We start from the raw sequence: 6156 nt of genomic DNA on the forward strand, positions 1-6156 counted from the left end.
CCGCCCCACGCTGCGGTCACTGCAACGTCTGCTTGAGGGTGGGTCGGCCGGTCAACGTGTCGCAGGAGATGAAGGCCAGGTCGATCTGCGGGTCGGTGAACGTGAGCGGCAGCGGCGAGGTGACCGGGATGCCGTCGGGGAAGGGCAGGTCCGGAGTCAGGGTGACCTTGATGCCCAGGAACCGGCCGACGAACCGGGTCGCGTAGAAGGTCACGTCACCGTCGATCGTCAGTTGGTCGGTCTCGCTCAACAGCGAGCCGCCCGAAGGCCCCGCGACCAGCAACGCGAAGTCGCTTGTCACCGCCTTGCTCATGGTGAACTTCAGCGCCCGCATCTCGCCGTTGGCGGTGCGCAACGGCTCGACTCCGCGAAACCGCAGGTTCGTCATCTCCACCTTGGACCCGGTCAGTTTCGCGGGGGTGGCCGAGACCTTGGGCATGTCCGGGTCCGCGGCCAGCTTGGGCAGCGGCTTGCCGGGCTCGACGGGCGCGGGCTTGGTCGGCTTCGGGCTGGCACACGAATCGTCGGGGGCGCGGGTGGGGGTCGCCGTCCGGGTCGGGCTGGGTGTGGCGCTGACGCTGACGGTGGGAGTGGCGCTCGGAGTGGCCGACGCGCCGGCTCGCGCGGCGCTGCCGGTGGGCTCGGCCGATCCACCTGTCGGTTCCGCCTCGTCGTCGTCGCCGCCGGTGAACAGGTCACCGATGCCGTCGACGATGTCGGTCAGCAGATTTCCGTCCGACTTATCCGACGTGGCGGTGGGGCTCGCACTCGGGCTCGGGCTGGCCGGAGAGGTGGCGGGGGTGCTGGGCCGGACCGACGAGGTCGGGGTTGGGCAGGAGGGCGCCGCCGCTCGCACCGGCGACGCCCAGTCGACCGTCGTCAGACCCGCGCTGGCGAGGCTCATCAGGAGCAGCGTCACCACGTACGTCTTCGGGTCGCGGGCCACCGTCGACCTGGTCTGGGACGCCTCCGGCTCGGCGGCGAAGGGCGGCATCTCCGTGGTGTCGCCCGCGCTCGCCCGCTCAGCCGGTGCTGGTTCGCGCAACACGGCACGCGGCTGCGGGAGGATGTCGGTGAGCGGCCCGGTGACCTCGTCCTCCCGCTCGCGCTCCGGCAGCAGCTCGTCGACGAGCGGCGCTTCGTCGGCGGTGGCGCCGTCCTCGGCCCGCTCGTCGTCCGGCTCCTCGGCGGCCGGGGGCACCGCCGCGGACTTCTTCACCGGCACCCAGGCGAAGCCGAGCGCGCTACCGACCATGCCCAGCAGCATGCCGATGAAGAACCCGCCGAGGTTGACTCCGATCAGCGAGTAGACCGCGGTCACCGCGCCGACGATGGCATAGAAGATCCGCTGCGCGGGGCTGAGCCACATCAGGAGGCCGCAGGTGACCAGGATGGTGGGGATCAACCAGGACAGGAAGCCGGTCGGGCCCATCTGCAGGGTCAGCCCGGCCAGGCTGACCTTGGTGGTGCCGAGGATCTCCACTCCGGCCAGGATGGTGAAGAGGCCGCCCCAGAATGGCCGGGACCGCCGCCAGCGGCGGAAACCGCGCCAGGCCTGACCGACACGGCCGGGCTGCGCGCGATGAGTGGCGGTCGACACGTACGTCCTCCTGGGGTGAAAGGGGTGGGCAGGACCGAGGCTCGCGAGGGGCGCCCCTCGCGAGCCTCGGCGGCGTCAGCTCAGAAGCATTCCTTGGCCTCAGCGCCGACGTTGACCTTCAACTTGAGTCCGGTCAGCGTGAAGGTGCCGGCGGTGGTATAGCGGGCAACCTGCTCAAGGTCCTTGATGTTCACGTGCGTGGCGTCCTGGCCGAACGAGCCGGCCGGAGCCGGGCCGAGGTCACTGGCGTCCTTACCGATGTTGATGTCGGTGAACTCGGCGTCACCCTCGAGCGACTCCATCGCGATCAGCAGGTTCTTGGCCACGGCCTCCTTGCCGGGGGCGTCGCCGGCGTTGATGGTCAGCACGATCTTGGGCAGGCCAGGAATGGAGGCGTCGACCGACTGGCACAGCTTGGTCAGGTGGGCCTCGCCGATCTCCGACATGGCCACCGGGACGATCTTGCCGTCCTTGGTGGTCACGATGCCGCCGTACTGCTTGAAGCCCTTCCCGTCGAGCTCGGAGGCGGAGATCTTGAACGGCTTGCCGGCGACGGTGATGTTGGCGGCGATGGCGCCGTTGGCCATACCGAAGACGATGCCGCCGACGGCGACCGCAGCGGGAACCATCATGGCGGCGAAGCGACGCCAGCGGGTGCCACCCTGCGCCTGACGGGTTTCCGAATCCTTCACGGGTCCTCCTCGAACCGGGGGTCACCGATCGCAGTCGCGACTCGGGACTACGGGAAAGCACGTGGCCGCTGCGTCCCGCTCCGGGGGATGGGTCGGCGGATCGCGCAGTGTGCGGATTGGATGCTCTCGCGAAGCGACGTACCTCACAAGGGCGCTGCTACTGGCCGGTAACCCGCGCTCGGCGTCAAGATTTCTGACCGTCACCGTCAGTCAGGTCTACGCCGACCCGCTCCCGCGACAAACCATCGAAATTGGGGCGGATGACTCCAGAATCTTCACCAGCGGTAGTTGCTGCACAGCATTGTTACATTTACGTAACGCCGGGCTGAAAAGCCGCTGAAGACGACCCCGAACTCATCCGTACGGCTGAGCCCGCAAGGTCAGCGCGCCTCGGCGAGCCAGTCCGTCAGCAGCCGGTGGTCGATCGAGTCCACCCGGCCGAGCCGGCGACCTGCCGCGACCCGCTCCCGTAGCTCCTCCCGGGTGAACCAGCGCGCTTGGAGCAACTCCACGCCGTCCACGCGTACCTCGTCGGACGTCGCCGTGGCCCGGAAGCCCACCATCAGCCCGGCGGGGAACGGCCACGCCTGCGACCCCTGGTAGGTCACGTCGGTGACGGTGATCCCGGCCTCCTCGGCCATCTCCCGGCGGACCGCGTCCTCCAGGCTCTCACCCACCTCCACGAAGCCCGCCAACGTCGAGTAGGAGTCCTCGGCCGCCCCCGCGTGCCGGGCGAGCAGGCAACGGCCGGCCGAGCCGGGCGCCTCGACCAGCACGATGATCGCCGGTTCGATGCGGGGGAACAGCAACCGACCGCACTCCGCGCCGGAACAGGTCCGCACGTGGCCGCCACCACCGGCGACGGCCACCGCGCCGCACGTGCCGCAGTGACGCTGCTGCCGGTGCCAGTGCAGCAACCCCCGCGCGTACGCCTGGGTCGCCGCGCCCGCCGGGTCGAGTCGCCCGACCAGCGCCCGTACGTCGACGGCCCGCGCCGCCCCCGCCATCTCGACGGCGGCGGCCTCACCGAGACCGGAGAGGTCCACGGCGAACACCGCGACGTCCCCGTCGAGCCCCAGGAACACGGTCTCCGCGGCAGCCGACCGGACGAGTGACGCGCGGTCGGCCGTCAGCCGGACCGGACCGTCTCCGTCGACGAGACAACGGTCCCGCCACAGCGGCAGCACCACCGTCGCCAGGTCGTCGAGCAACGCGTCCAGCCGAGCCGGGTCGGTGCGTAACGCGCCCGCCCGGTCCAACCAACCCCCGCCGTACGCCAACACCCGCTCCGCAGCGTCCACCCCGCCACCGTGCCACGCCCGTCCCCCGGCGCGGGCACCGACCCCACGCCCCCGCGACACGCCGGGCGACACGCGGTGGCAGCACCGAACGGGCACAGCCCGCGCGGACGGCCGGCCATTGGTTACCGTGGTGTCCTCCGGGAGGGGGGACCTCCCGCGGCACCTGGCGATCGAGGTTGCAGTGACGCTGTACGGCGACAATCGTCCACCCGTCGACGACCGGCCGACCGTGCAGGTCACGGCAGTCACCTGGCCGGACGACGAGCCGGACGTTGTCACACCGGCGACGGCCACCGCCACGGGCGAGCCGGACAACAGCGGCCGCCGTCCACGCCGCGTACGGATGCTGCTCGGCGCGGGCATCACCGGCGGCGTCCTCGCCGCCGTCGCGGGTGCCGGCGCCTGGGCGTACGCCGGTGACGTGCCCCGGGGCACCAGCGTGCTCGGCACCGAGCTGGGCGGTCGGAGCCGCAGCGCGGCCGACCGGGAGTTGCGGGCAGAGCTGGAGCGGCGGGCCGCAGCCCTCGCCGCGCCCCTGCGGATCACGGTCGGGGAGCGCACCGCCGAGATCAATCCGGCCGACGTGGGACTGGCGGTCGATGTGGCGGCCACGGTTGCGGCAGCGGCCGAGGCCCAAGCGCACCCGGTCAGTCGGCTGGTCGGCTCCCGTACCGTCGAACCGGTCGTCACCGTCGACGCGCCCCGCCTGGACGCGGCCCTGCGCACGGCGCTCGGCGACCAGGTCCGTCCGATGACGATGCCGGCCATCTCCTACCAGGGGACCACACCCAAGGTCGTACGCCCCAAGCCCGGTCTCGCCTTCGACCCGCAGCGCTCGGTCGACGCCGTCCGGGCCGGCTGGCTCGCCGGCACGCCGGTCACCGTGCCACTGGTGGAGAGCCAGCCGGCGACCACCGCCGAGGAGGTGGACCGGCTGGTCGCCGAACTGGCCAAGCCGGCCGTCTCCGCACCGGTCACCCTGCGCACCGACCGGGGCTCGGTGCAGGTGCCACCGGCGGTCATCGCGAAGAGCCTCCGCTTCACCGCCGACAAGACCGGCAAGCTCACTCCGGCGGTGGACGTCAAGCGACTGCGGACGGCCCTCGGCGACAAGCTGAACGCGATCGAGGTGCCGCCGAAGGACGCCACGATGACCATCGCCGGCGGCCGTCCCACGGTCGTGGACGGGCGCGCCGGGCAGCAGCTCGACACCGCCACACTGAGCCGCGACCTGTTGGCGGTGCTACCGAAGCCCGACGGACGCGAGGTGACCGGAGAGCTGAGGGAGACGCCGCCGGAGGTGACCACGGAGAAGCTGGCCGCTCTGGGCATCAAGGAACGGGTGTCCACCTTCACCACGCGCTTCACCGGCGGAATGTCGTCGCCGCGCAGCCAGAACATCGCCACCATCGCCAAGAAGGTGGACGGCACGGTCGTGCTACCCGGCAAGACGTTCTCCCTCAACGGGCACACCGGCGAGCGGGGTTACGCCCAGGGCTACCAGGACGCGCCGGTCATCCTGGACGGCAAGCTGGTGCCCGGCGTCGGGGGTGGCACGTCGCAGTTCACGACCACCCTCTTCAACGCCACCTACTACGCCGGCCTCCAGGACGTGGAGCACAAACCCCACTCGTACTGGTTCGACAGGTACCCGGCCGTCATCGAGTCGACAATCTTCTGGCCGAACCTGGACTTCAAGTTCCGCAACAACACCGAGTACGGCCTGCTCATCGACACGTCGTACACGTCGAGCTCGGTGACCGTCTCCATCTGGAGCACGAAGATCTACGACAGCGTCAAGACGGAGTACGGCCCGCGCCGCAACACCACCACGCCGAAGCTCATCCACCTCGAGCCCGGCCCGAAGTGCATTCCCAGCAACGGCATCAACGGCTTCACCCAGGACGCCTTCCGGGTCATCAAGAAGGACGGCGTGGTGGTCAAGCGGGAGAAGTTCACCTGGCGCTACGACGCCGAGCCGCGCTACGTCTGCGGCCCCAAGCCCTCCTGAGCCCGCCCGTCGGTGTCGTCGGCAGCCGACCTCGGCGTCAAACGCTGCTCCTGTACGCGGATCTCCGCGCGGTAGCGCGTCGCCGCCGGATGCCACATCTCCTCGAACGGCCCCATGACCTCGCCACCGACACCGCGGCGGCGACCGCGTACGCCCAGCCACCACAGCCCGGCCAGCACGACAGCCACGCAACAGCCAAAGACGAGAAGAATCAGCACGTCCCCCACAGACCGACCCTAAGTCCAGTAGCCACCCACCGAAGCCCCGCCGACCCCTCCACGTGCCCCGGCGCCCCTCCCCGGCGTGTTGATCATGAAGTTGTTGCCACTGTCACCGGCGTGTCCTGGCAGTAACTTCATGATCACCGGCGCCGAATGGGGCCGGGGGCGCGGGACAAGGGGTGGGGTTCTTCTTGGGGGGAATGCAGGAATGGCCACCCTGATAGGGGTGGCCATTCCTGAAAGATTGTCCGGCGGTGTCCTACTCTCCCACACCCTCACGAGTGCAGTACCATCGGCGCTGGAGGGCTTAGCTTCCGGGTTCGGAATGTGA

Annotated in this window: 5 protein-coding genes and 1 rRNA gene; 1 reads left to right on the forward strand and 5 read right to left on the reverse strand. The window is 70.3% G+C overall.

Translation table 11 applies throughout. The features are described from left to right. Positions 1 to 16: 16 nt before the first annotated feature. The 3 genes from AB0B55_RS19960 to nudC all read right to left on the reverse strand — a co-directional run bounded on the left by AB0B55_RS19960 (position 17) and on the right by nudC (position 3593). Positions 17 to 1600 carry a DUF6114 domain-containing protein gene (locus tag AB0B55_RS19960; protein WP_357172749.1) on the reverse strand — a complete coding sequence of 528 codons (1584 nt, stop codon included), beginning with the start codon at positions 1598 to 1600 and terminating at the stop codon, positions 17 to 19. Positions 1601 to 1680: 80 nt separating this feature from the next. Continuing rightward, positions 1681 to 2232, reverse strand: coding sequence for a DUF6230 family protein (locus AB0B55_RS19965; RefSeq protein WP_357134900.1), 552 nt, complete (start codon positions 2230 to 2232; stop codon positions 1681 to 1683). Between the two features lie 440 nt (positions 2233 to 2672). Then, positions 2673 to 3593: an NAD(+) diphosphatase gene (gene nudC, locus AB0B55_RS19970; RefSeq protein ID WP_357172752.1), complete on the reverse strand. Its 921-nt coding sequence runs from the start codon at positions 3591 to 3593 to the stop codon at positions 2673 to 2675. 181 nt (positions 3594 to 3774) lie between these two features. Here nudC and AB0B55_RS19975 point away from each other — a divergent pair, with 181 nt between their 5' ends. After that, complete coding sequence (locus AB0B55_RS19975) at positions 3775 to 5604, forward strand: VanW family protein (protein ID WP_357172755.1); 1830 nt, start codon at positions 3775 to 3777, stop codon at positions 5602 to 5604. On the opposite strand, the gene AB0B55_RS19980 is transcribed toward AB0B55_RS19975, so the two are convergent. Together AB0B55_RS19980 and rrf are read right to left on the reverse strand one after the other, a co-directional pair. Next, on the reverse strand, positions 5577 to 5831 hold the full coding sequence (locus AB0B55_RS19980) for a hypothetical protein (protein WP_357172758.1): 255 nt from the start codon (positions 5829 to 5831) through the stop codon (positions 5577 to 5579). The genes AB0B55_RS19975 and AB0B55_RS19980 overlap by 28 nt on opposite strands. A gap of 240 nt (positions 5832 to 6071) precedes the next feature. Further along, a 5S ribosomal RNA gene (gene rrf / locus AB0B55_RS19985) occupies positions 6072 to 6156 on the reverse strand; the annotation flags it as partial.

The organism is Micromonospora sp. NPDC049107, assembly GCF_040648595.1.
In the GTDB taxonomy this organism is placed as follows: Bacteria; Actinomycetota; Actinomycetes; order Mycobacteriales; family Micromonosporaceae; genus Micromonospora.

Coding starts and splice junctions, on each gene's coding strand:
- AB0B55_RS19965 (WP_357134900.1), bottom strand. CDS start 2,232: ATGATGGTTCCCGCTGCGGTCGCCGTCGGCGGCATCGTCTTCGGTATG.